The 23,604-nt window shown below is 70.0% G+C and carries 17 protein-coding genes and 1 tRNA gene; 11 read left to right on the top strand and 7 right to left on the bottom strand.

Going from position 1 to position 23,604, the window contains the following annotated elements; translation table 11 throughout:
* Positions 1-188 precede the first annotated feature (188 nt).
* The 8 genes from ACIPXC_RS00820 to ACIPXC_RS00855 all read left to right on the top strand — a co-directional run bounded on the left by ACIPXC_RS00820 (position 189) and on the right by ACIPXC_RS00855 (position 10,088).
* A complete protein-coding gene (locus ACIPXC_RS00820; RefSeq protein WP_401611835.1) occupies positions 189-2,459 on the top strand; it encodes an FdhF/YdeP family oxidoreductase in 2,271 nt (756 codons plus the stop codon).
* Between the two features lie 54 nt (positions 2,460-2,513).
* The gene (locus ACIPXC_RS00825) at positions 2,514-3,005 is read left to right on the top strand and encodes a PaaI family thioesterase (protein ID WP_401611838.1); all 492 of its coding nucleotides are present in this window, start codon (positions 2,514-2,516) and stop codon (positions 3,003-3,005) included.
* 201 nt (positions 3,006-3,206) lie between these two features.
* Entirely contained in the window at positions 3,207-3,620 is a 414-nt protein-coding gene (locus tag ACIPXC_RS00830) for a hypothetical protein (protein ID WP_401611840.1), read from the top strand.
* Between the two features lie 540 nt (positions 3,621-4,160).
* The gene (locus ACIPXC_RS00835) at positions 4,161-5,393 is read left to right on the top strand and encodes a branched-chain amino acid ABC transporter substrate-binding protein (RefSeq protein ID WP_401611842.1); all 1,233 of its coding nucleotides are present in this window, start codon (positions 4,161-4,163) and stop codon (positions 5,391-5,393) included.
* A 117-nt stretch (positions 5,394-5,510) separates the two neighbouring features.
* On the top strand, positions 5,511-6,443 hold the full coding sequence (locus ACIPXC_RS00840) for a branched-chain amino acid ABC transporter permease (protein ID WP_401611844.1): 933 nt from the start codon (positions 5,511-5,513) through the stop codon (positions 6,441-6,443).
* Between the two features lie 5 nt (positions 6,444-6,448).
* Positions 6,449-8,179: a branched-chain amino acid ABC transporter permease gene (locus tag ACIPXC_RS00845; protein WP_401611847.1), complete on the top strand. Its 1,731-nt coding sequence runs from the start codon at positions 6,449-6,451 to the stop codon at positions 8,177-8,179.
* 5 nt (positions 8,180-8,184) lie between these two features.
* Positions 8,185-9,375, top strand: coding sequence for an ABC transporter ATP-binding protein (locus ACIPXC_RS00850; protein ID WP_401611849.1), 1,191 nt, complete (start codon positions 8,185-8,187; stop codon positions 9,373-9,375).
* Positions 9,372-10,088 carry an ABC transporter ATP-binding protein gene (locus tag ACIPXC_RS00855; protein WP_401611851.1) on the top strand — a complete coding sequence of 239 codons (717 nt, stop codon included), beginning with the start codon at positions 9,372-9,374 and terminating at the stop codon, positions 10,086-10,088. Before ACIPXC_RS00850 ends, ACIPXC_RS00855 begins: the two co-directional genes overlap by 4 nt.
* 72 nt (positions 10,089-10,160) lie before the next feature.
* Here ACIPXC_RS00855 and ACIPXC_RS00860 read toward each other — a convergent pair whose 3' ends face one another.
* Positions 10,161-10,790: an ANTAR domain-containing response regulator gene (locus ACIPXC_RS00860; protein WP_386459032.1), complete on the bottom strand. Its 630-nt coding sequence runs from the start codon at positions 10,788-10,790 to the stop codon at positions 10,161-10,163.
* A 124-nt stretch (positions 10,791-10,914) separates the two neighbouring features.
* Here ACIPXC_RS00860 and ACIPXC_RS00865 point away from each other — a divergent pair.
* A tRNA-Leu gene (locus tag ACIPXC_RS00865) sits at positions 10,915-10,989 on the top strand.
* 109 nt (positions 10,990-11,098) lie between these two features.
* The gene (locus tag ACIPXC_RS00870) at positions 11,099-11,845 is read left to right on the top strand and encodes a transcriptional regulator (protein ID WP_401611854.1); all 747 of its coding nucleotides are present in this window, start codon (positions 11,099-11,101) and stop codon (positions 11,843-11,845) included.
* On the opposite strand, the gene ACIPXC_RS00875 is transcribed toward ACIPXC_RS00870, so the two are convergent.
* The 3 genes from ACIPXC_RS00875 to ACIPXC_RS00885 form a co-directional block, all read right to left on the bottom strand.
* Entirely contained in the window at positions 11,842-12,426 is a 585-nt protein-coding gene (locus ACIPXC_RS00875) for a GNAT family N-acetyltransferase (protein WP_401611857.1), read from the bottom strand. The two genes, ACIPXC_RS00870 and ACIPXC_RS00875, sit on opposite strands and share 4 nt — an antisense overlap.
* 264 nt (positions 12,427-12,690) lie before the next feature.
* Positions 12,691-14,118: a pyruvate kinase gene (pyk, locus tag ACIPXC_RS00880; protein ID WP_401611860.1), complete on the bottom strand. Its 1,428-nt coding sequence runs from the start codon at positions 14,116-14,118 to the stop codon at positions 12,691-12,693.
* Between the two features lie 145 nt (positions 14,119-14,263).
* A complete protein-coding gene (locus ACIPXC_RS00885) occupies positions 14,264-14,977 on the bottom strand; it encodes an SIMPL domain-containing protein (RefSeq protein WP_401611863.1) in 714 nt (237 codons plus the stop codon).
* A 135-nt stretch (positions 14,978-15,112) separates the two neighbouring features.
* On the opposite strand from ACIPXC_RS00885, the gene ACIPXC_RS00890 reads away from it, so the two are divergent.
* Positions 15,113-16,915, top strand: coding sequence for a bifunctional metallophosphatase/5'-nucleotidase (locus ACIPXC_RS00890; RefSeq protein WP_401611865.1), 1,803 nt, complete (start codon positions 15,113-15,115; stop codon positions 16,913-16,915).
* Positions 16,916-17,298: 383 nt separating this feature from the next.
* On the opposite strand, the gene ACIPXC_RS00895 is transcribed toward ACIPXC_RS00890, so the two are convergent.
* The 3 genes from ACIPXC_RS00895 to pepN all read right to left on the bottom strand — a co-directional run bounded on the left by ACIPXC_RS00895 (position 17,299) and on the right by pepN (position 23,592).
* A complete protein-coding gene (locus tag ACIPXC_RS00895) occupies positions 17,299-18,708 on the bottom strand; it encodes a lysine N(6)-hydroxylase/L-ornithine N(5)-oxygenase family protein (RefSeq protein WP_401611868.1) in 1,410 nt (469 codons plus the stop codon).
* A complete protein-coding gene (locus ACIPXC_RS00900) occupies positions 18,705-20,033 on the bottom strand; it encodes a pyridoxal phosphate-dependent decarboxylase family protein (RefSeq protein ID WP_401612025.1) in 1,329 nt (442 codons plus the stop codon). Before ACIPXC_RS00900 ends, ACIPXC_RS00895 begins: the two co-directional genes overlap by 4 nt.
* A gap of 1,042 nt (positions 20,034-21,075) precedes the next feature.
* Positions 21,076-23,592, bottom strand: a complete 2,517-nt coding sequence (gene pepN / locus ACIPXC_RS00905) for an aminopeptidase N (RefSeq protein WP_401611871.1) — start codon at positions 23,590-23,592, stop codon at positions 21,076-21,078.
* Positions 23,593-23,604: the final 12 nt, after the last annotated feature.

Below are 23,604 nucleotides of genomic sequence, written 5' to 3' on the forward strand. Positions count from 1 at the left end.
AGGCGCCCCCACCGACAATTCCGGCCCCTCGCCCCCTCCGGCGCATCCGCCCCACCGGACGCCCCCGGCGCACCCGGCCGGGGCGCCGCGAGCACCGGACCGCCCTCCCCGAACCGCGTGGGGCGTGCAAGGATCGAAGTACGCGGCCACCCGTGCTGCACCCGTACGTACGCTCGAAGGGGAGCGCGATGGCGACCAAGCCGCCCACAGGCGATCCGGTACAGGACGCACCGCAGGTCACACCGCCCAAGCACGCGGCGGCCGGCCTTCCGGCGATCGGCCACACCCTGCGGATCGCGCAGCAGCAGATGGGCCTGGCCCGCACCGCCCGCACGCTCCTCAAGGTCAACCAGAAGGACGGCTTCGACTGCCCCGGCTGCGCCTGGCCCGAGGGCGACAAGCGGCACACCGCCGAATTCTGCGAGAACGGCGCCAAGGCCGTCGCGGAGGAAGCCACCCTGCGCCGGGTCACCCCCGAGTTCTTCGCCGCGCACCCCCTGGCCGACCTGGCCACCCGCTCCGGCTACTGGCTCGGCCAGCAGGGCCGCATCACCCAGCCGATGTACCTCCCCGAAGGCGGCGACCGGTACGAGGCCGTCAGCTGGGAACGCGCCTTCGCGATCATCGCGGAGGAGCTGACCGCGCTCGACTCCCCCGACGAGGCCCTCTTCTACACCTCGGGCCGCACCAGCAACGAGGCCGCGTTCCTCTTCCAGCTCTTCGCCCGCGAGTTCGGCACCAACAACCTGCCCGACTGCTCCAACATGTGCCACGAGTCCTCGGGCTCCGCACTGACCGAGACCATCGGCATCGGCAAGGGCAGCGTCTCCCTCGAAGACCTCCACCAGGCCGAGCTGATCATCGTCGCCGGGCAGAACCCGGGCACCAACCACCCGCGCATGCTCTCCGCCCTGGAACAGGCCAAGGCCGCCGGCGCGAAGATCATCTCGGTGAACCCGCTGCCCGAGGCCGGACTGGAACGGTTCAAGAACCCGCAGACCCCCCTCGGCATGCTCAGGGGCACCGCCCTGAACGACCTGTTCCTGCAGATCCGCATCGGCGGCGACCAGGCCCTCTTCCGCCTCCTCAACAAGCTCGTCATCGAGACCGAGGGCGCCACCGACGAGGCGTTCATCCGCGAACACACCCACGGCTACGAGGACCTCGCCGCCGCCGCGCAGGAAGCCGACTGGGACGAGACCCTCACCGCGACCGGCCTGACCCGCCCCGAGATCGAACGCGCCCTCGCCATGATCCTGGCGTCGAAGCGCACCATCGTCTGCTGGGCCATGGGCCTCACCCAGCACAAGCACTCCGTCGCCACCATCCGCGAGGTCGTCAACCTCCTCCTGCTGCGCGGCGACATCGGCCGCCCCGGCGCCGGCGTCTGCCCCGTCCGCGGCCACTCCAACGTCCAGGGCGACCGCACCATGGGCATCTTCGAACGGCCCGCCCCCGCCTTCCTCGACGCCCTCGACAAGGAATTCGGCATCACCTCGCCGCGCGGCCACGGCTACGACGTCGTCCGCTCCATCCAGGCCATGCGCGACGGCCACGCCAAGGTCCTCTTCGCCATGGGCGGCAACTTCGTCGGCGCCACCCCCGACACCGACGTCACCGAGGCCGCGATCCGCCGCACCGCCCTGACCGTCCACGTCTCCACCAAGCTCAACCGCTCCCACGCGGTCACCGGCCGGCGCGCCCTGATCCTGCCCACCCTCGGCCGCACCGACAAGGACGTCCAGGCCACCGGCAGGCAGTTCGTCACCGTCGAGGACTCCATGGGCATGGTCCACGCCTCCCGCGGCAACCTCGCCCCCGCCTCCCCCCACCTGCTCTCCGAGCCGGCCATCGTGGCCCGGACGGCCCGCGCCGTCCTCGGCTCCGCCTCCGCCACCCCGTGGGAGGAGTTCGAGCGCGACTACGCCACCGTCCGCGACCGGATCTCCCGCGTGGTCCCCGGCTTCGAGGACTTCAACACCCGCGCCGCCCGCCCCGAGGGCTTCCGCCTCCCGCACGCCCCGCGCGACGAACGCCGCTTCCCCACCAGGACCGGCAAGGCCAACTTCACCGCCGCTCCCGTGGAGTACCCCCACCTCCCGCAGGGCCGGCTGCTGCTGCAGACCCTGCGCAGCCACGACCAGTACAACACCACCATCTACGGCCTCGACGACCGCTACCGCGGTATCACCGGCGGCCGCCGCGTGGTCATGGTCAACCCCGCCGACGCTGCGGAGCTGGGTCTCGCCGACGGCTCGTACACCGACCTGGTCGGCGAATGGAAGGACGGCGTGGAACGGCGCGCCCCCGGCTTCCGCGTCGTGCACTACCCCACCGCCCGCGGCTGCGCCGCCGCGTACTACCCCGAGACGAACGTACTGGTCCCGCTCGACTCGACCGCGGACACCAGCAATACCCCGGCCAGCAAGTCCGTCGTCGTGCGCTTCGAACCGGCCTGATAGAACGACCTCAGGAATTGATGGTTAACGAGCGTTGACGAACGGAGCCTGACCATGGGTGAGCAGCACGCAGTGAAGTTCCCGCAGGAGGTCCTCGACGAGTACACGGCCCTGGGCGTCGACCTGCCCGCGCTGTTCTCGGCCGGAGACCTCGGCGAGCGCATGGACATCCGCATCCTGGAGGCCTCGGCCGACCGCGTCGTCGGCACCATGCCGGTCAAGGGCAACACCCAGCCCTACGGACTGCTGCACGGCGGGGCCTCCGCCGTACTGGCCGAGACCCTCGGCTCGATCGGCGCCATGATGCACGGCGGCATCAGCAAGATCGCCGTCGGCGTGGACCTGAACTGCACCCACCACCGCGGCGCCCGCACCGGCATCGTCACCGGCGTCGCCACCCCCGTGCACCGCGGTCGCTCCACCACCACGTTCGAGATCGTCATCACCGACGAACAGGACAAGCGGATCTGCACCGCCCGCCTGACCTGCCTGCTGCGCGACGTCGACCAGGTCGCCGGCGGCGGCGAGGTCCACGGGCAGGCCTGACCCCTCCCGCACGGCCCCGACGAGCAGGCCACCCGCCCGCCGCCGGGGCTCAGGGCCGCCGCGCCCGGACGCCCGCGCATCGACCGGGCACAGGAGCCGGGCAGGGGGACGCCGGTCGTCCAACCGCCCGGAATCCGCCACTCCGAACGCTGCGCGGTGACATCTGTTGTCTCACCGGTGGCCACCGCCTACCGTCCCCCCATGGGGACCTTGCCACGCACGGCCCGGTACGCCGCCCACACCCTGCTCGCGGCGCTCGCCCTGACCGGGTGCTCGTCCTCCGCACCACCCTCCGCGGCGGGCTCCGCGAGCCCCTCCGCCCCCACCCCCGCCCCCACCCCCGGCTCGCCCGTACAGGTGTGCACGAGCCTCGTGTCCTACTGGGCGAAGGAGACCCTCCTGGGCACGAAATGGTCCGGCCTCGACTGGGAGCAGAAGGGGCTTTCCAACGACCAGTACGCGATCCACGAGGACGCGGTGGCCGCGGGGCGCGCCGAGGAGCTAACTGCCGGGCGGGACAAGGCACTTGAGCTGATCGACCGGCTCGTCGCGCAGCGCTGCGCCGCGCAGGGCGGTGCGGCCGGGAACGGGCCGGACGGGCGCCCGCCGGTGTGACCGGCGTCACCGCATTCCGTGCAGCCTGTCCGCCTTCCGGGCAGATCCCCGCGTACGACCGAACCGCAGGTGGGAGGCCGTTCCGCCGCCCGGACAAGATCGTCCACAGCGGCGACATCTCCCCTCGATCATTACTCTGCGTAATGCCCAGGACGGCTCGAATCCACCTTTTCCCTTGAGAATGACCACCCGGAGGATTCCTTTGGGCACACGCAGCCACATTCGACTCAATTTGATCTAAGACAGGAGCATGAAGGGCTCAAGCCCCTTAGGGGAACTGCGATTTCTCACGATGCGGACGACCCCCGAGGTACCCAAATGTCCGGTTTGCTCAAACTACCGCCACACATTCTTGGCCTTGGCATAACAAGAGCGTCACATCCTCCTTTCCCGCCTCCCGGTGCTCGCCACCTCGGCCCTAGAGTCACGGCCAGTCACCGCGCCGCAGGGCGCGAATCAGCACGGCCGTGGACCTCTCCAGTGCGGCCCGGCGACCCAACGGCACCTCGACAGAGGGCTGCGCCAGGGAAAGGAAGAATCGTGCGACACCGTTCTCTGCTCATCCTCACCACCGTGATCACCACGGGAGCACTGACCCTCACCGCTTGCGGATCGCGCGACGGAGACTCCAAGGACAACGGCGGCGGCAAGAAGACCGTCGTCGTCATCGGCGTCGACGCCCCGCTCACCGGATCCCTCTCCTCTCTCGGTCAGGGCATCAAGAACTCCGTCGACCTCGCGGCCAAGACGGCCAACAAGAACAACGAGGTCCCGGGCATCGAGTTCAAGGTCGAGGCCCTCGACGACCAGGCCGTCCCGGCCTCCGGCCAGGCCAACGCCACCAAGCTCGTCGGCAACAAGGACGTCCTCGGCGTCGTCGGCCCCCTGAACTCGGGCGTCGCCCAGCAGATGCAGGGCGTCCTCGCCTCCGCCAAGCTGGCGCAGGTCTCCCCCGCCAACACCGCCCCCGCCCTCAGCCAGGGCGACAACTGGGGCAAGGGCGAGTTCAAGCGCCCCTTCGACACCTACTTCCGCACCGCCGCCACCGACACGGTGCAGGGCAAGTTCGCCGCCAACTACCTCTTCAAGGACGCCGGCAAGAAGAAGGTCTTCGTCGTCGACGACAAGCAGACCTACGGCGCCGGCCTGGCCGCCATCTTCTCCGACGAGTTCAAGAAGCTCGGCGGCGAGGTCGTCGGCACCGACCACGTCACCGTGAAGGAGACCGACTTCTCCGCCACCGCCGACAAGGTCAAGTCCTCCGGCGCCGACTCCGTCTACTTCGGCGGTCAGTTCCCCGAGGGCGGCCTGCTCGCCGACCAGATCAAGAAGACCGGCGCCCAGATCCCGCTCATGGGCGGCGACGGCATCAACGACCCGGCCTTCATCTCCGCCTCCGCCGAGGCCAACGAGGGTGACCTCGCCACCTCCATCGGCTACCCGGTCGAGAAGCTGGACACCGCCAAGAAGTTCATCGAGGACTACAAGGCCGAGGGCTACAAGGACCCCTACGCCGCCTACGGTGGCTACTCCTACGACGCCGGCTGGGCCGTCATCCAGGCCGTCAAGGCCGTCGTCGCCGCCAACAGCGGCAAGCTCCCCGACGACGCCCGCGCCAAGGTCGTCGAGGCCCTCGGCAAGGTCGCCTTCGACGGCGTGACCGGCAAGGTCGCCTTCGACCAGTACGGCGACACCACCAACAAGCAGCTCACCGTCTACAAGGTCGAGGGCGGCAAGTGGGTCGACGTCAAGAGCGACACCTTCAACCAGTAAGCCCGTAGCACCCAGCACCACCGGTAACACGCGCAACACCTGAACCAACGCCGCGCGAGGGCGCAAACAGTGCCCTCGCGCGGAGTCTTATCCGACACGCTCATCGGAGGCCCTGCGGTGCACGAACTGCCGCAACAGCTGGCCAACGGCCTGGCCCTCGGTGCTCTCTATGGCCTCATCGCCATCGGGTACACCATGGTCTACGGCATCGTCCAGCTCATCAACTTCGCCCACGGCGAGATCTTCATGATCGGTGGCTTCGGCGCACTCACCGCCTACACCATCCTCCCGACCGGCACCAGCCTGCTGATCGCGATACCAGTCATGATCGTCGGCGGCGCCCTCTGCTCCGTCGCCGTGGCCTGCGCAGCCGAACGCTTCGCCTACCGCCCCCTGCGCGGCGCCCCCCGGCTCGCACCCCTCATCACCGCAATCGGCCTCTCGATCGCGCTCCAGCAACTCGTCTGGCAGTTCTACCCGGACGCCAAGAAGGCAGTCAGCTTCCCCGAGTTCAGCGGCCCGTCCTTCAAGATCACCGACAGCCTCGCGATCCAGCGCGCGGACCTCTTCGTCCTCATCCTCGCCCCGCTGTGCATGCTCGCCCTCGGCGTCTTCGTCCGCAAAAGCCGCAGCGGCCGCGCCATGCAGGCCACCGCACAGGACCCCGACACCGCGAAGCTGATGGGCATCAACACCGACCGCATCATCGTCATGGCCTTCGCCATCGGTGCCGCGTTCGCCGCCGTCGCCGCCGTCGCCTACGGCGTCGACAAAGGCCAGATCAACTTCGAAATGGGCTTCATCCTCGGACTGAAGGCCTTCACCGCAGCCGTCCTCGGCGGCATCGGCAACATCTACGGAGCCATGGTCGGCGGCGTCGTCCTCGGACTCGCCGAAGCCCTCTCGATCGCCTACATCGAAGAGATCCCCGGCATGCAGCAGCTCGGCGGCGGCGCCTGGGCCAACGTCTGGGCCTTCGTACTCCTCATCGTCGTCCTCCTCGTGCGGCCCCAAGGCCTGCTCGGCCAGCGCGTCACGGATCGGGCGTGAGAACCATGACCACAGACACCACCCCGCAGACGCCGACACAGTCCGCGAAGCCGGCACCCGCCCCGACCACGCTCCTCTACGCAATCGTCGGCGGCAGCCTCCTCACCATCCTCAGCGCCTTCCTCGCCTGGACCTGGACCGACGAATTCCCCGGCGACCTCACCTTCTACGGCAGCCCCGCCGACCTCCAGTACGTCACCCTCGCCGGAGCCGCCCTCACCCTCGTCCACGCGCTCGCCGCGCTCGGCGTCAAGGGCTTCACCTGGCTCACCCCCGCCGGCTCCCGCAAGCCCATCTGGTTCCTGGCCCTCGGCAACGCGGCCGCCACCTGGTTCACGGTCATCGCCATCACCGTCGTCCTCGGCGGCGTGATCAACCTCGAACCCGGCGCCTACGTCGCCCTCGTCGGCTCCCTCGTCCCGGCCCTCGCCGCGTACAAGCTCCCCGACGACACCCGCAAGGCCACCCCGGCCCAGAACAAGCTGCCCTCCTGGGCCGAGATCCTCGTCATCACCGGCGTCTTCGCCCTCGGCCTCTTCGTCATCACCTTCGGCATCGACACCGACGACAAGGAACCGCAGCTCTTCGTCGCCTACCTCATCACGGTCGGCCTCGCGGCCCTCGCCCTGAACAAGTCCGGCCTCCTCGCCCGCTTCTCGGTCCTCACCGCGAACAACCGCCAGGTCACCCTCCTCGGCACCGCGGCCGCCGCGATCGCCTTCCCCTTCATCCAGCAGAGCGGCGACACCTACACACTGATCGCGGTCAACATCCTGATCTTCGCGACCGTCGCCCTCGGCCTCAACATCGTCGTCGGCCTCGCCGGCCTCCTCGACCTCGGCTACGTCGCCTTCCTCGGCGTCGGCGCCTACGCCGCCGCCCTGGTCTCCGGCAGCACCGCCTCCGCCTTCGACATCCACCTCCCCTTCTGGGCGGCGGTCATCTTCGGCGCAGTCGTCTCACTCGTCTTCGGCGTGGTCATCGGTGCACCGACCCTCCGCCTGCGCGGCGACTACCTCGCCATCGTCACCCTCGGCTTCGGAGAAATCTTCCGCATCGCCATGGGCAACCTCGACGGCACCTCCGGCCCCGACGTCACCAACGGCCCCAACGGCATCCCGAACGTCCCCCACCTCGAAATCTTCGGGTGGAACTTCGGCGAATCCCACATCGTCGCCGGCATCGAACTCGGCGCCTACGCCAACTACTACTTCCTGATGCTGCTGGTAATGGCCCTGGTCGTCGTGGTCTTCGCCCGCGCCGGCAACAGCCGCATCGGCCGCGCCTGGGTCGCCATCCGCGAGGACGAGACCGCCGCCGAAGCCATGGGCATCAACGGCTTCAAGGTCAAGCTCATCGCCTTCGCCCTCGGCGCCACCCTCGCCGGCCTCGCCGGCACCGTCCAGGCACACGTCAACACCACGGTCGTCCCCGAGAACTACGTCTTCGCCGGGCCCGTCCCGCCGAACTCCGCGTTCCTCCTCGCCGCCGTCATCCTCGGCGGCATGGGCACCATCCGCGGCCCCATCCTCGGCGCCGCACTCCTCTTCCTGATCCCGGCGAAGCTGGCCTTCCTCCAGGACTACCAGCTCCTCACCTTCGGCATCGCCCTCATCCTGCTCATGCGCTTCCGCCCCGAAGGCCTCATCGCCAACAAGCGCGCGCAGCTCGAGTTCCACGACGACACCGCTGACCAGGCCCCCAAGGACCTGGCCACCGCCAAGGCGGGGGCGTGAACGACATGACGACCACCACAGACACCACCACCACGACCAAGACCACGGTTCTCGAAGCCAAGGGCGTCACCATGCGCTTCGGCGGCCTCACCGCCGTCAAGGGCGTCGACCTCCAGGTCAACGCGGGCGAGATCGTCGGACTCATCGGCCCCAACGGCGCCGGCAAGACGACCTTCTTCAACTGCCTCACCGGGCTGTACATCCCCACCGAGGGCTCCGTCAGCTACAAGGGCAAGGTCCTCCCGCCCAAGCCCCACCGGGTCACCGAGGCCGGCATCGCCCGTACCTTCCAGAACATCCGGCTCTTCCACAACATGACCGTGCTGGAGAACGTCCTCGTCGGACGCCACACCCGCACGAAGGAAGGCCTCTGGTCCGCCCTGCTGCGCGGCCCCGGCTTCAAGAAGGCCGAAGCCGCCAGCGAGGCACGCGCCATGGAACTCCTCGCATTCATCGGCCTGGAGCACAAGGCCGACCACCTCGCGAAGAACCTCCCCTACGGCGAGCAGCGCAAGCTGGAGATCGCCCGCGCCCTCGCCAGCGACCCCGGCCTCATCCTCCTGGACGAGCCCACCGCCGGCATGAACCCGCAGGAGACCCGCGCCGCCGAAGAGCTCATCTTCGCGATCCGGGACATGGGCATCGCCGTACTCGTCATCGAGCACGACATGCGCTTCATCTTCAACCTGTGCGACCGCGTCGCCTGTCTCGTCCAGGGCGAGAAGCTCATCGAAGGCACCGCATCCGAGGTCCAGGGCGACGAGCGCGTCATCGCGGCCTACCTCGGCACCCCCTTCGAGGGCGAGCCGGGCGCGGCGGAAATCGCCGAGGTCGAGGCCGCCGAGGCCCACGCCGGGGCACACGCCAAGGCTGAGCCCGAGGCCGAAGCCGAGGCTGAGCCCGAAGCCGAAGCGGAGCCCGAGGTTGAGGCTGAGCCCGAGGCTGAGGCCGAAGCCGCAGCCGAGCCCGAGGTTGAGGCTGAGCCCGAGGCTGAGGCCGAAGCCGCAGCCGAGCCCGAGGTTGAGGCCGAAGCCGAGCCCGAGGCTGAAGCGGCCACCGGGACCGAGGCGGAAGCCGCGGACGACGACGAGGCCCCCGCGGCCGACTCGGACGCCGAGGCCCCCACCGCCTCGGACACGGACGCCGCCGAGGACAGCACCACCAGCACCACCCGCACGGAAGGAGAGGCCAAGTGACCGCACTGCTCAAGGTCGAGGACCTCAAGGTCGCCTACGGCAAGATCGAAGCCGTCAAGGGAATCTCCTTCGAGGTCAACGAAGGCGAAATCGTCTGCCTCGTCGGCACCAACGGCGCCGGCAAGACGACCACCCTCCGCACCCTCTCCGGGCTCCTGAAGCCCACCGCGGGCAGCGTCACCTTCGACGGCCAGCCGCTGATCGGCGTCCCCGCCCACAAGATCGTCGCCCTGAAGCTGGCGCACTCCCCCGAGGGCCGCCACATCTTCCCGCGGCTGACGATCGAGGAGAACCTCCAGCTCGGCGCCTTCCTCCGCAGCGACAAGGACGGCATCGAGAAGGACATCCAGCGCGCCTACGACCTCTTCCCCATCCTGGGCGAGCGTCGCAAGCAGGCCGCCGGCACCCTCTCGGGCGGTGAGCAGCAGATGCTCGCCATGGGCCGCGCGCTCATGTGCCAGCCGAAGCTCCTCATGCTGGACGAGCCCTCCATGGGTCTCTCCCCGCTGATGATGCAGAAGATCATGTCGACCATCTCCGAGCTCAAGGCCTCGGGCATGACGATCCTGCTCGTCGAGCAGAACGCCCAGGCGGCGCTCTCCCTCGCCGACCAGGCGCACGTCATGGAGATCGGCAAGATCGTCCTCTCCGGCACCGGCCAGGACCTCCTCCACGACGAGGACGTCCGCAAGGCCTACCTCGGCGAGGACTGACACAACGTGTGAGGCCCGCCTCCCTCGGGGGAGGCGGGCCTCACGCATGTTCCGGGGAGCCCGGGACGGGAACTACTTCCCGCCGCTCTCCTTCTTCTTCGACTCGGCGTCCTCGATGACCACCTCGGCGACCTGCTGCATCGACATCCGGCGGTCCATGGAGGACTTCTGGATCCACCGGAAGGCCGCCGGCTCGGTCAGCCCGTACTGCGTCTGCAGGATGCTCTTCGCCCGGTCGACCAGCTTGCGGGTCTCCAGCCGCTGCGACAGGTCGGCGACCTCCTGCTCCAGCGCGCGCAGCTCGGCGAAGCGGGACACGGCCATCTCGATGGCCGGCACCACGTCGCTCTTGCTGAACGGCTTCACGAGGTACGCCATGGCCCCGGCATCCCTGGCCCGCTCGACGAGGTCGCGCTGCGAGAACGCCGTCAGCATGAGGACGGGGGCGATGGACTCCTGGGCGATCTTCTCGGCGGCGGAGATCCCGTCCAGGACGGGCATCTTCACATCGAGGATGACCAGGTCGGGCCGGTGCTCGCGGGCGAGCTCGACGGCCGTCTGCCCGTCGCCGGCCTCGCCGACGACGGAGTAGCCCTCTTCTTCGAGCATCTCTTTGAGATCGAGACGGATGAGCGCCTCGTCCTCGGCGATGACGACCCGGGTCGTCAGCGGCGGAACGTGCGACTGGTCGGCGTCGGGCATGGGCGTCGACTCGTGCTCGGCGGTCACGGGGGCTCCTTGATACGGGGCATTACTGCTCCCCCGAGCCTACCGACCTCCTGTAAGGTGGTGTCACGCAGGGTTCCAGCAATCCTTCGTTTCTTAGGCCCCAGTACTCCAACTGGTTAGAGAGGCCGCTCTCAAACAGCGGACAGTGTGGGTTCGAATCCCACCTGGGGCACCTTTCCTGGAATTCCAAGGTCACGCCCATCTGGCGGACAGTCCCCCGTTCGGGGGAATGCACCCGGAACCGCAGGCGCTTCCGGAAGAAATTCCGCACCGTCGCCCGTATGTACGATCTGGCAACTCGGCGGCAGGCTCTGTCTCTCCTTGATGACGGGCGCAGTCTGAACGCGGTCAGCAAGGAGATGGGCGTATCCCGGGCGGCAATCCGAGCCTGGCGCGTCCGCATCGAACCGCTTCCCCGGCTCAACCAGTCTCAGCCGTGCACGGGCCCGACCGATCGGGAGGCGTACTCCTATCTCCTCGGCCTCTACCTCGGCGATGGGTGCATCAGCCTCCATCCGAAGGGTGGGCACTACCTGCGCATCGCATGCGCGGACGCTTGGCCCGGCCTCATCGAGCAGTGCCGGGCTGCGATTCTGGCGGTCCGCCCGGCCGACAAGGTCTACGTGCTGCAGCGCCAGGGTTGCGTCAACGTCACCAGCTACGGGCGGCACTGGACGTGCCTGTTCCCGCAGCACGGGCCCGGGAGGAAGCACGAGCGGCGGATCGTCCTCGAAGGCTGGCAGCAGGAGATCGTCGACGCGCACCCGTGGGAGTTCGTCCGTGGGCTGATCCACTCCGACGGGTGCCGGGTCACCAACTGGACCGTCCGCAACGGCAAGCGCTACGAGTACCCGCGGTACTTCTTCACCAACAAGTCCGACGACATCCGCAGGCTCTGTACCGACACGCTCACCGCGCTCGGCGTGGAGTGGACGGTCCTGGCCCGCGGCAGCGACCCGTTGAACGTGTCCGTCGCCCGAAAGGCGTCCGTCGCCCTCATGGACGCCCACATCGGGCCGAAGTACTAGGGGCCCGGTTCCGGGTCGGTGGCGAGGCGGGCGTGGAGGTGTTCGTCGTGGTGGCGGCCGTCGCCGAAGAGGTGGGACGCGCGCAGGACGCCCTCGGGGAGGTATCCGCAGCGGTGGGCGACGCGGCAGGAGGCCTCGTTGCCGGCGGCGTGGGCGAGTTCGATGCGGCGTGCGCCGGCGGTGCGGAAGCCCCAGGTGGTGACGGCCCGGGTGGCCCGGGTGGCGAGGCCGCGTCCGCGGGCTTCGGGCAGGAACCAGTAGCCGATCATGGCCTGGCCGTCGGCGCGGTCGGTCCAGCGGAGGTTGACGGTGCCGAGCAGGGCGCCGTCGGTGGTGGACAGCACCGCGAAGGCCGCGCCCGCGCCGCGGTCCCAGCCGTCCTCTCGGGCTTCGAGCCAGGTCCGGGCGGCTTCGTGGTCGGACGTCGGGAGGGGGTTCCAGAGGGCGATCTTCGGTTCGGACGCGGCGGCGGTGAGGTCGTCGAGGAGTTCCGGTCCGGCGGGCTTGCGGCCCCAGGGGTGGAGCTGTACGTCGCCGAGGTCGAGCGTGGTGCGGGCGAAGGTCCGTATGGAGGTGCTCATGGCGCCCTTCCTACTCGGCGCCCGGGCCTGTCGCCAGCGCTTTCCTTCGGTTGCGGCAGGGTGGCGACGATGTGGCGGAGTGCGTCGGTGGTGGTCGCGTATTCGGCTTCGGTCCGTATGAGGCCGTGGGTGGTCTCGGTGAGTCGGTCGCAGGCCGTGAGGTCGTCGTACGGGGTCGGGTCGGTGGTGGGGGTGCGCCGGGCCGTTTGGTGGGGCCCGGCGCGGTGGTGCGTGCGCGTGCGCGTGCGTGTGCGGGTGTGGGGGTCAGCGGACGGGGTCGCCGATGTGGTGGATGCGGACGAGGTTGGTGGAGCCGCTGACGCCGGGGGGTGAGCCGGCGGTGATGACGACGATGTCGCCGGTCACGCAGCGGCCGATGCGCAGGAGTTCTTCTTCGACCTGGGCGACCATGGCGTCGGTGGAGTCGACGTGGGGGCCGAGGAAGGTTTCGACGCCCCAGGTGAGGTTGAGTTGGGAGCGGGTGGCGGGGTCGGGGGTGAAGGCGAGGAGGGGGATGGGTGAGCGGTAGCGGGAGAGGCGGCGGACGGTGTCGCCGCTCTGGGTGAAGGCGACGAGGAACTTGGCGTGGAGGAAGTCGCCCATTTCGGCGGCGGCGCGGGCGACTGCTCCGCCTTGGGTGCGGGGCTTGTTGCGGTCGGTGAGGGGTGGGAGGCCTTTGGTGAGGATGTCCTGTTCGGCGGCTTCGACGATGCGGGACATGGTGGCGACGGTTTCGACGGGGTATTTGCCGACGCTGGTTTCGCCGGAGAGCATGACGGCGTCGGTGCCGTCGATGACGGCGTTGGCGACGTCGGAGGCTTCGGCGCGGGTGGGGCGGGAGTTGTCGATCATCGAGTCGAGCATCTGGGTGGCGACGATGACGGGTTTGGCGTTGCGCTTGGCGAGTTTGATGGCGCGCTTCTGGACGATCGGGACCTGTTCCAGGGGCATTTCGACGCCGAGGTCGCCGCGGGCGACCATGATGCCGTCGAAGGCGGCGACGATGTTGTCGATGTTGTCGACGGCCTGGGGTTTTTCGATCTTGGCGATGACGGGGAGGCGGCGGTCTTCTTCGTCCATGATGCGGTGGACGTCTTCGATGTCGTGGCCGCTGCGGACGAAGGAGAGGGCGATGACGTCGGCGCCGGTGCGCAGGGCCCAGCGGAGGTCTTCGATGTCCTTGTCGGAGAGGGCGGGGACGGAGACGGCTACGCCGGGGAGGTTGAGGCCTTTGTGGTCGGAGACCATGCCGCCTTCGATGACGCGGGTGTGGACGTGGGGTCCGTCGACGTGGGTGACTTCGAGGGTGACGCGGCCGTCGTCGACGAGGATGCGTTCGCCGGTGGTGACGTCTGTGGCGAGTCCTTTGTAGGTGGTGCCGCAGGTGTGGCGGTCGCCGGGGTGGTCTTCGACGGTGATGGTGAAGTCGTCGCCGCGTTCAAGGAGTACGGGGCCTTCGTGGAAGCGGCCGAGGCGGATCTTCGGGCCTTGAAGGTCGGCGAGGATGCCGACGCTGCGGCCGGTCTCGTCGGAGGCCTTGCGTACGCGTTGGTAGCGCTCCTCGTGTTCGGCGTAGGTGCCGTGGCTGAGGTTGAGTCGGGCGATGTCCATTCCGGCTTCGACCAGTGCTTTGATCTGGTCGTATGAGTCGGTGGCGGGGCCCAGGGTACATACGATTTTCGCTCGGCGCATGGGGCGAGCCTATTCCCCTACCAACGGGTAGGTAATCGCTTCCTGGTGTCCGCTCAACAACCAATGGGCAAAAGCTTGTTGACAATTGTTGAATGTGCGTGGGGGTGCTCTGATGAGCACCCCCGGGGCCCGTTATATCCGCGTTTCAGAGTTGGGGCGGGGTCATGGTGAAGCGGGCGTTCACCTGTGCGTAGACGGTCTGGCGCTGGGGTTCGAGGTCGAGCGGCGGGGGGCCGGCGTCCTCGGCGGTGCTGAAGGCCATGGTGCGCATGCCGGAGCCGCCGGGGGCCTGGGCGAAGGGGGTGGCGTTCTCGGCTCCGAGGTCGGCGAGTTCGACGAGGGCGGAGAGCCGGGCGCCTAGGGCTTCGGCGTATTCGCGGGCGCGCTGGACGGCTTCGAGTACGGCTTGCCGGCGGGCTTCGCCGTGGGCGGGCGAGGTGGGGCGCAGGGCCCACCAGGGGCCGTCGACCTGGGTGAGTTCGAGGTCGGCGAGGCGGGTGGTGAGTTCGCCGAGGGTGGTGAAGTCGCTGAGTTCGGCGGTGAGGTGGACGCGGCCGTGGTAGGCGCGGACGCGTTCGGCGCGGCCGTGGCGGGTGAGTTCGGGGGTGATGGAGAGGGCGCCGGTTTCGAGTTTTTCTACGGTGTCGCCGTGGCTCTTGATGAGGTCGAGGACGGTGTTGTTGCGTCGGGTGAGGTCTTCGAGCGCGGTGCGGCGGTCGGTGCCGCGGGCGCTGACGGTGATGGCGATGCGGGCGATCTCGGGGTCGACTTCGAGGCGGGCTTCGCCGCGGACTGCTACGCGGGGTACTTCGGGGGTTCCGTAGGGCTGGTGCGAGGCGTGCGCTGCGTCCTGGGTCATGGATTCACTCTCGCACTGTCGCCCGTTCGGGTGCGGTCATCGGATCGAAACCTGGCGGGGGTGTTGCGGCTTGTTACTGCTGGGTCAGAATCTACGCGCGTTGTTCGGGTTGTTCTGGCCTCACAGGGAGACGGTATGGCGTTCGACCGCAGGACTTTCATAGGGACCACGGCCGCGACGGGTGCGGCCGTCGCGTTGGCGGGGGCCACGAGCACCCCGGCGGCCGCCGCGCAGCGGGATGCGAGGGCGAGGGGTCCCCGGACGTACGCGTTCACGGTGATGGGGACGACCGATCTGCACGGGAACGTCTTCAACTGGGACTACTTCACGGACAAGGAGTTCGACGACAAGGCGCACAACGACGTCGGTCTGGCGAAGATCTCGACGTTGGTGGAGCAGGTGCGGGCGGAGAAGGGGCGGTGCAACACGCTGCTCATCGACGCGGGTGACACGATCCAGGGCACGCAGCTTTCGTACTACTACGCGAAGGTCGATCCGATCACGGCGCGGCGTGGTCCGGTGCACCCGATGGCGCAGGCGATGAACGCGATCGGTTATGACGCGGCGGCGCTGGGGAACCACGAGTTCAATTACGGCATTCCGGTGCTGCGGAAGTTCGAGGAGCAGTGTGATTTCCCGCTGTTGGGGGCGAACGCGCTGGATGCGAAGACGTTGAGGCCGGCGTTCGCGCCGTACAGCATGCACCGGCTGCGGACTCCGCACGGGCGGGACGTGAAGGTGGCGGTGCTGGGGCTGACGAATCCGGGGATCGCGCTGTGGGACAAGGCGAACGTGCAGGGGAGGATGACGTTCCCGGGGCTGGAGGAGCAGGCCGCGAAGTACGTGCCGCGGCTGCGTTCGATGGGCGCGGACGTGGTGATCGTGTCGGCGCACTCGGGGTCGAGTGGTACGTCCTCGTATGGTGACCAGCTGCCGTACGTCGAGAACGCGGCGGCTCTGGTGGCGGAGCAGGTGCCGGGGATCGATGCGATCCTGGTGGGTCACGCGCACACGGAGATCGCGGAGTACCGGGTGAGGAACAGGGCGACCGGCGAGGACGTGGTGCTGTCGGAGCCGTTGAAGTGGGGGCAGCGGCTGACGCTGTTCGACTTCGAGCTGGTGTGGGGGAAGGGTCGCTGGTCGGTGGCGAAGGTCGCGGCGAGGGTGCTGAACTCGAACACGGTGGCGGAGGACGCGAGGATCACGCGGCTGCTGTCGGACGAGCACCGCAAGGTCGTGGCGTATGTGAACCAGGTGATCGGTACGTCGACGCAGGCGATGTCGTCGGCGGAGGGTCCGGTGAAGGACGTGCCGATCATCGATCTGATCAATCATGTGCAGGCGGAGACGGTGAGGTCGGCGCTGGCGGGTTCGCAGTGGGCGGCGCTGCCGGTGCTGTCGCAGGCCTCGTGCTTCTCGCGGACGGCGGCGATCCCGGCCGGGGAGGTGACGATCCGGGATGCGGCGGGGCTGTACCCGTTCGAGAACACGATGGAGGCGCGGCTGCTGACGGGTGCGCAGCTGAAGGACTATCTGGAGTACTCGGCTCGGTACTTCGTGCGGACGGCGCCGGGTGAGGTGGTGGATCCGGCGAGGCTGACGAACGCCGAGGCGATTCCGGATTACAACTATGACGCGGTGTACGGGCTGTCGTACGACATCGACATCGCGCAGCCGGCGGGTTCGCGGATTTCGGGGTTGTCGTTCCGGGGGGAGGCGGTGGATCCGGCGGCGCAGTTCGTGCTGGCGGTGAACAACTACCGGGCGTCGGGCGGTGGGAACTTCCCGCATGTGCCGCAGGCGCAGCAGGTGTGGTCGAACTCGGATGAGATCCGCAACACGATCATTCAGTGGGTGAAGGCGAGGGGGACGATCGATCCGGCGCAGTTCGCTTCGGTGGACTGGCGGCTGACGCGGGCGGGTGTGCCGGTGTTCTAGTCGGTTCGTGGGGTGTGCGGCCGGGGCCTGCTGTGGCGGGTCCCGGCCGTTTCGCGTGTGCGTGGGTCGGCGTTTGCCGGAGGAGTGGGGCGGCGGGGCGGGGTGGCCGCCTGTGGTGGGGCTCGGTTGTTCGCCTGGTCCGGGGCGGTTCGCGCTGATGAAGGGGGCCGGTGCGCCGGGGGTGGGGGCGGTGTGGCCGGGGATGTCGCCGTGGTGGTTCCGGGCGGGGTGCTGCGCGGGTGCGGTGCCGGTGGGGGCGAGGGGGGTGTCGGGGTCGCCGGTGCGGGTGGTGGGGGCGTTGGGTGCGGTCGGGCCGGCGTCGGGGAGGAGGGTGGTGTGCCGGGCATGTGGGGGGGGTGGCCCGGCGGTGTGGTGGGGGGGGGTCAGGGGTGGTCGACGAGGGGGAGGAGTTCGCCTGCGGGGCGGGGGCGGGTGTGTTCGTGCTGTTCGAGGCCGAAGGTGGTGAAGGCGGTGCGTGGGGGTTGGGGGTAGGGGTTTTTGCCGGTGAGGGTGTTGAGGATGGCGGCGCTGCGCCAGGCGGCGAGGCCGAGGTCGGGGGCGCCGACGCCGTGGGTGTGGCGTTCGCCGTTCTGGACGAAGATGCTGCCGGTGACGGAGGGGTCGAGGATCATCCGGTAGCGGTCGTCGATGCGGGGGCGGCCGGAGGAGTCCTTGCGCAGGTAGGGGTCGAGGCCTGCGAGGAGGCGGGTGAGGGGGCGTTCGCGGTAGCCGGTGGCGAGGACGACGGCGTCGGTGGTGAGGCGGGAGCGGGCGCCTTGTTCGGCGTGTTCGAGGTGGAGTTCGACTTTGGTGGTGGCGACGCGTCCGGCGGTGCGGACGGTGACGCCGGGGGTGAGGACGGCGTCGGGCCAGCCGCCGTGGAGGGTGCGGCGGTAGAGCTCGTCGTGGATGGCGGCGATGGTGGCGGTGTCGATGCCTTTGTGGAGTTGCCATTGGGCGGGGACGAGGTGGTCGCGTACGGGTTCGGGGAGGGAGTGGAAGTAGCGGGTGTAGTCGGGGGTGAAGTGTTCGAGGCCGAGCTTCGAGTACTCCATGGGGGCGAAGGAGGGGGTTCTGGCGAGCCAGGTGAGGCGTTCGCGGCCGGCGGGGCGGGCGCGGAGGAGGTCGAGGAAGACTTCGGCGCCGGACTGGCCGGATCCGATGACGGTGACGTGGTCGGCACCGATGATGCGTTGGCGGTGGTCGAGGTAGTCGGCGGAGTGGATGACGGGGACGGTGGGGGCTTCGGCGAGGGGGCGGAGGGGTTCGGGGATGTGGGGTTCGGTGCCGATGCCGAGGGCGAGGTTGCGGGTGTGGGTGCGGCCGAGGGCTTCGGCTTCGCCGGTGGGGTCGAGTTGGGTGAAGTCGACTTCGAAGAGGTCGTGTTCGGGGTTCCAGCGGACGGCGTCGACCTGGTGGCCGAAGTGGAGTCCGGGGACGCGGCCGGCGACCCAGCGGCAGTAGGCGTCGTATTCGGCGCGGTGGATGTGGAACTGCTCGGCGAAGTAGAAGGGGTAGAGCCGTTCCTTGTGCTTGAGGTAGCTGAGGAAGCTCCAGGGGCTGGCGGGGTCGGCGAGGGTGACGAGGTCGGCGAGGAAGGGGACCTGGAGGGTGGTGCCGTCGATGAGGAGGCCGGGGTGCCAGCGGAAGTCGCGGCGCTGCTCGTAGAAGGCGGTGGCGAGTTCGCCGGCTCCTTGGTGGGGGAGGCCGTGGGCGAGGGCGGCGAGGGACAGGTTGGACGGTCCGATGCCGATTCCGACGAGGTCGTGGGGTGCATCGAGCTGGGCGGTCATCGGTGGGTGCTGCCTTCCAGGAGGGCGATGAGGGTGTCCAGGTCTCCCGCCGTGGTGTGCGGGTTGAGGAGGGTGGCTTTGAGCCAGAGGCGGCCGTCGGCGTGGGTGCGGCCGAGGACGGCGCGGCCTTGGTGGAGGAGGGTGCGGCGCAGGGTGGCGACGTCGTCGTCGGTGGCGTGGGTGGGCCGGAAGAGGACGGTGCTGATGGTGGGTGGTGCGTGGAGTTCGAAGTGGGGGTGTGCGTCGAGGAGTCGGGCGAGGTCCTGTGCGAGTCGGCAGGTGTGGTCGATGAGGTGGGTGAGGCCGTCGCGGCCGAGTGAGCGCAGGGTGGCGGCGATCTTGAGGGCGTCGGGGCGGCGGGTGGTGCGCAGGGAGCGGCCGAGGAGGTCGGGGAGTCCGGCTTCGGTGTCGTCGGTGGCGTTGAGGTAGTCGGCCTGGTGGGTGAGGGGGGTGAGGAGGGTGGTGTCGGGGACGGTGAGGAGTCCTGCGGCGACGGGCTGCCAGCCGAGTTTGTGCAGGTCGATGGTGAGGGATTGGGCGCGGCCGAGTCCGGCGAGTTTGTGCCGGTGGTGGGGGCTGAGGGCGAGGAGGCCGCCGTATGCGGCGTCGATGTGGAGGTCGGCGCCGTGGTGGTCGCAGAGGTCGGCGATGGCGGGGAGGGGGTCGATGAGGCCTGCGTCGGTGGTGCCGGCGGTGGCGGTGACGAGGGTGGGGCCGGGGGTGGTGGCGAGGGTGTCGGCGAGGGTGGTGGGGTCGAGGACGCCGGTGGGGGTGGGGAGTTCGGTGGCCGGGGGGAGGCCGAGGAGCCAGGCGGCGCGGGGGACGGAGTGGTGGGCGTTGGCTCCGTGCAGGACGGTGAGGTGGGGGCCGTGGCGTTCGCGGGCGAGGAGCAGGGCGAGTTGGTTGGCTTCGGTGCCGCCGGTGGTGATGAGGGCGTCGGGGTGGGGGGTGTCGTGGAATTCGGCGGCGAGGGCGCGGGTGAGGAGGGTTTCGATCGCGGAGGCGGCGGGGGCCTGGTCCCAGGAGTCGAGGGAGGGGTTGAGGGCGCCGGCGGCGAGGTCGGCGGCTACGGCGACGGCGAGGGGTGGGCAGTGCAGGTGGGCTGCGCAGTGGGGGTGGGCGGGGTCCGCGGCGCCGGCGGCGAGGGTGTGCACGAGGGTGCGGAGGGCTTCGTGGTCGCCGGTTCCGTGGTCGGGCAGGACCTCGCCGAGTGCGGTGCGGACGTGGGCGGTGACGGTGTCGGGGCCGCCGGTGGGGAGGGGGCCGTAACGGTCCTGCGCGCCGGTGCGGAGGGCGTCGAGGACGGTGTCGAGGAGGGGGCGCAGGGCGTGCGGGCCGGTGGCTCCGCCGGCGAGCGGGTTGCCGTGCGGGTTGCCGTGCGGGTTGCCGTGCGGGGTGCCGTGCGGGGTGCCGTGCGGCGCTGTCAACGGGACCTCCGGGGGCTGGGCCGGGGTGCGGTGTGCCGTGCGGTGTGCCGTGCGGTGTGCCGTGCGGCGCTTCACAGGACCTCCGGGGGCTCGCCGGGGTGCGGTCGGGGCACCCGGTCCGTACAACGACTCAGACCCGAATGGGGTAACCGCCGGGGTTTGTCGGACTCAGCGGCGGCCCGTGGGCGGGGCGGTTGAGCGGCCGCAGGGTTGCCGGGGTCGGCGTTGCCGCAGCCGGGGCGCCGGGGTCAGCCTTGCCGATGCCGGAGTGCCGGCGTTGCCGATGCCGGAGTGCCGGTGCCGGCGTTGCCGATGCCGGGGGCGGCCTTGCGTCAGGCGGAGTGCCGGTGGCGGGTTGACGGTCCGGGGTCAGCCTTGCCGATGCCGGAGTGCCGGGGGCGGCCTTGCCGCAGCCGGAGTGCCGGAGGCGGCGTTGCCGGAGGCGGGGTGCCGGTGCCGGGGTCGGGGCAGGATGCCGTCCGGGACTGCATGATTTATGGCGCCTCGGGTCGACCTGCCCAGGCGGGCTGCGGTTGCGCCAACAAATCACGTTTTACGTCCCGGACAGCATCCCGCCCCGCCCCCGTCCCCGGCCGCGCGGCCCCGCCGGGGTCGGGGACGGGCCGGGGACGGGCCGGGGTCGGGGACGGGCCGGGGACGGGCCGGGGTCGGGGACGGGCCGGGGACGGGCCGGGGTCGGGGACGGGCCGGGGTCGGGGACGGGCCGGGGTCGGGGACGGGCCGGGGTCGGGGACGGGCCGGGGTCGGGGACGGGCCGGGGTGTCGGCCGGGACGTAGAACGTGATTTGTGGCGCGGTATCCGCCCCTGCGGGCACTCCTGTGAAGGCGCGCCATGAATCGTGCAGTCCCGGGCGGCGCCCCGGACCGGCACCGGCCCCCGTTCCGCCGAGCCCCCCGCAGGGGTCCCGCAGGGTGAGGGTCAGCCTCGGACGCGGAGGGCGCGGGACAGGTCGTCCAGCTGGTCGACGAGCTTGCGGCGCAGGAGCGGGATGATGTCCGGGTCGGTGAGGCAGGCCCGGCCCGCCTTGAGGTTGGCCTCGCCGACGGCGTACGCCGGGAAGGCGTGGCGGCCTGCGGCCTCGGCGATGGCGGGTCCGCGGCGGGCGCCGAGGGCGACGGCGTCGGGGTAGAAGCGAGTGACGTACTCCGCGGTGAGATCGGCCTGTTCGGGCTGCCAGAAGCCCTGGGCGGTGGCGCTGAAGAGGTAGTTGGACAGGGTGTCGTCGTGGAAGAGGCGGTTCCAGGCGGCGGCCTTGGCCTCGGGGGTGGGGAGGGCGGCGCGGCAGCGGGCGGCGCCTTCCTCGCCGGTGGCGCTGGGGTCGGCGGCGAGGGCGGCGTCGATCTCGTCCTCGCCGATGGCGCCGAGGACGGCGAGGCGGCCGAGGATGCGCCAGCGCAGCTCGGGGTCGAGGGCGGGGCCGCCGGGGACGGTGTCGTCGGCGAGCCAGGCGGCGATGGTGTCGGGCTGGGTGGCGCCGGCCACGAGGGTGCGTACGGCGGTGAGCCGCATGCCGGGTTCGGAGCCGTCCTCGGTGCGGCGGAGGAGGTCGCGGGCGATGGTGGTGAGGGTGCCGAGTGCGGCGGTGCGGTCCTCGGGGGCGACGTAGCGGACGGCGACCTCGGTGCGGGCGAAGGTGAGGACGCCCTGGACGATGGCGAGGTCGTGTTCGTCGGCGAGGTGGGCCTCGGCGGTTTTCAGGTAGTCGTGCGGGTCGAGTTCGCCGTCGCGGACCATGTCGCGCAGGCAGTTCCAGGCGACGGCGCGGGTGAGGGCCTCGGGGATGCCGGAGAGGCCGCGCAGGACCGTTTCGAGGGAGGTTTCGTCGAGGCGGATCTTGGCGTAGGTGAGGTCGGCGTCGTTGAGGAGGAGCAGTGCGGGGCGCTCGCCGCCGGCCGAGATGATCTCGTCGGTGGGGATGTCGAGGTCGAGGAGTTCGCGCAGTTCCAGGATGCGGCCGTCGACGGGGTCGCGGTCGTAGACGCCGACGGCGATGTGGTGGGGGCGGGTGCCGGTGCGGTCGACGGTGAGGGTCCAGCCGTTGGTGCCGTCGGGGGCCTCGATGCGGGGGGTGAGGGTGTCGATGCCGGTGGTGCGCAGCCATGCGTCGGCCCAGCCGCGAACGTCGCGTTCGGTGTGGGCGGCGAGGGAGTCGATGAAGTCGGCGAGGGAGGCGTTGGCGAATCTGTGGCGGGCGAAGTGGGTGTTGATGCCGGCGAGGAAGTCTTTTTCGCCGAGCCAGGCGACGAGTTGGCGCAGGGCGGAGGCGCCCTTGGCGTAGGAGATGCCGTCGAAGTTGAGGAGGGCGGAGGCGGTGTCGGGGACGTCGTCGGGGGCGACGGGGTGGGTGGAGGGGCGTTGGTCGGCGTCGTAGCCCCAGGGCTTGCGGGTGACGCCGAAGTCGGTCCAGGTGTCGGTGAAGCGGGTGGCTTCGGTGAGGGTCTGGTAGCCCATGTATTCGGCGAAGGATTCGTTGAGCCAGATGTCGTCGAACCAGGCGAGGGTGACGAGGTCGCCGAACCACATGTGGGCCATCTCGTGGGCGATGACCATGGCGCGGGACTGGCGTTCGGTGTCGGTGACGGCGGAGCGGTAGATGAATTCGTCGCGGAAGGTGACGAGGCCGGGGTTCTCCATGGCGCCGGCGTTGAATTCGGGGACGAAGGCCTGGTCGTAGGAGTCGAAGGGGTAGGGCTCGGTGAATTTGACCTGGTAGCGGTCGAAGCAGGCCTTGGTGATGGAGAGGATCTCGTCGGCGTCGGCGTCCAGGTGGGGGGCGAGGGACTGGCGGCAGTGGATGCCGAAGGGCAGTCCGGCGTGCCGGGTGGTCACGCTGTGCCAGGGGCCCGCGGCGACGGCGGCGAGGTAGGTGGAGATGACGGGGGTGGGGGCGGACTGCCAGATGCCGGCGGCGGCGGTGTCGCCGGTGGCGGGGCGGTCGGCGAGGCGGGTGGTGATGCCGTTGGCGAGGACGGTCCAGTGTGCGGGGGCGGTGACGGTGAACTCGAAGACGGCTTTGAGGTCGGGCTGGTCGAAGGCCGGGAAGACCCTTTGGACGTCGTCGAGGAACATCTGGCTGTAGACGTACGTCTGGCCGTCCGCGGGGTCGGTGAAGCGGTGCAGGCCCTCGCCGGTGCGGGAGTAGCGCATGCGGGTGTCGAGGTGCAGCTCGTGGGGGCCCTGGGTGAGGCCGTTGAGCGGCAGCCGGTTGTCTTCGAGGGTGGCCGGGTCGAGGGGGTTGCCGTCGAGGGTCGCGGAGCGCAGTAGGTCCGGCTTCAGCTCCACGAAGGTGTCGCCGGTGGTGCGGGCGGTGAACCGGATGACGGTGGTGGAGTCGAAGGTTTCGTCGTCGCCGGTGAGGTCGAGGGTGACGGCGTAGTGGTGGACGTCGAGGAGCTGGGCTCGGAGCTGCGCTTCGTTGCGCTTGAGTGCGGACATGGGGCCATGCTG

Origin of the sequence: Streptomyces sp. NPDC090021, from assembly GCF_044748225.1 — a bacterium.
Taxonomy (GTDB): Bacteria; Actinomycetota; Actinomycetes; order Streptomycetales; family Streptomycetaceae; genus Streptomyces.

Excerpts from the sequence above, each read along its gene's own strand:
- ACIPXC_RS00820 (WP_401611835.1), top strand. The coding sequence starts at position 189 with ATGGCGACCAAGCCGCCCACAGGCGATCCGGTACAGGACGCACCGCAG.
- ACIPXC_RS00825 (WP_401611838.1), top strand. The coding sequence starts at position 2,514 with ATGGGTGAGCAGCACGCAGTGAAGTTCCCGCAGGAGGTCCTCGACGAG.
- ACIPXC_RS00830 (WP_401611840.1), top strand. The coding sequence starts at position 3,207 with ATGGGGACCTTGCCACGCACGGCCCGGTACGCCGCCCACACCCTGCTC.
- ACIPXC_RS00845 (WP_401611847.1), top strand. The coding sequence starts at position 6,449 with ATGACCACAGACACCACCCCGCAGACGCCGACACAGTCCGCGAAGCCG.
- ACIPXC_RS00850 (WP_401611849.1), top strand. The coding sequence starts at position 8,185 with ATGACGACCACCACAGACACCACCACCACGACCAAGACCACGGTTCTC.
- ACIPXC_RS00860 (WP_386459032.1), bottom strand. The coding sequence starts at position 10,790 with ATGCCCGACGCCGACCAGTCGCACGTTCCGCCGCTGACGACCCGGGTC.
- ACIPXC_RS00870 (WP_401611854.1), top strand. The coding sequence starts at position 11,099 with ATGTACGATCTGGCAACTCGGCGGCAGGCTCTGTCTCTCCTTGATGAC.
- ACIPXC_RS00875 (WP_401611857.1), bottom strand. The coding sequence starts at position 12,426 with ATGAGCACCTCCATACGGACCTTCGCCCGCACCACGCTCGACCTCGGC.
- pyk (WP_401611860.1), bottom strand. The coding sequence starts at position 14,118 with ATGCGCCGAGCGAAAATCGTATGTACCCTGGGCCCCGCCACCGACTCA.
- ACIPXC_RS00885 (WP_401611863.1), bottom strand. The coding sequence starts at position 14,977 with ATGACCCAGGACGCAGCGCACGCCTCGCACCAGCCCTACGGAACCCCC.
- ACIPXC_RS00890 (WP_401611865.1), top strand. The coding sequence starts at position 15,113 with ATGGCGTTCGACCGCAGGACTTTCATAGGGACCACGGCCGCGACGGGT.
- ACIPXC_RS00895 (WP_401611868.1), bottom strand. The coding sequence starts at position 18,708 with ATGACCGCCCAGCTCGATGCACCCCACGACCTCGTCGGAATCGGCATC.
- pepN (WP_401611871.1), bottom strand. The coding sequence starts at position 23,592 with ATGTCCGCACTCAAGCGCAACGAAGCGCAGCTCCGAGCCCAGCTCCTC.